Origin of the sequence: Bacillus hominis, assembly GCF_018332515.1 — a bacterium.
Classification (GTDB): domain Bacteria; phylum Bacillota; class Bacilli; order Bacillales; family Bacillaceae_G; genus Bacillus_A; species Bacillus_A hominis.
In genome coordinates this window covers 1-240 of sequence record NZ_BOQD01000691.1, presented here as the reverse complement: position 1 = coordinate 240, position 240 = coordinate 1, and the positions used below count along the sequence as shown (strand labels likewise).

1 protein-coding gene is annotated in these 240 nt (G+C 36.7%); it reads left to right on the top strand.

The features are described from left to right. Nucleotides 1-21: 21 nt before the first annotated feature. Nucleotides 22-240 (top strand): ATP-binding cassette domain-containing protein (locus KI356_RS27960; RefSeq protein ID WP_212937090.1); only part of this gene is annotated, 219 nt, incomplete at its 3' end.

Here is a 240-nt window from a genome sequence, read left to right as displayed (position 1 = left end):
ATACTATACAAAAGGGATGGAGTGAATGAGATGTCAACAAATGTAGTAACAGTAGAAAGTGTAGAAAAAACGTATGGGAAAAAGAATGAGAATCAGTCAAAAGCGTTAAGAGGTGTTTCATTAAGTATTAAAGAGGGAGAGTTTGTAGGGATTATGGGTCCTTCTGGATCTGGAAAAACGACTTTACTTAATGTCATTAGTACACTTGATCAAGCGACAGGTGGAAGCGTAACAATAGCT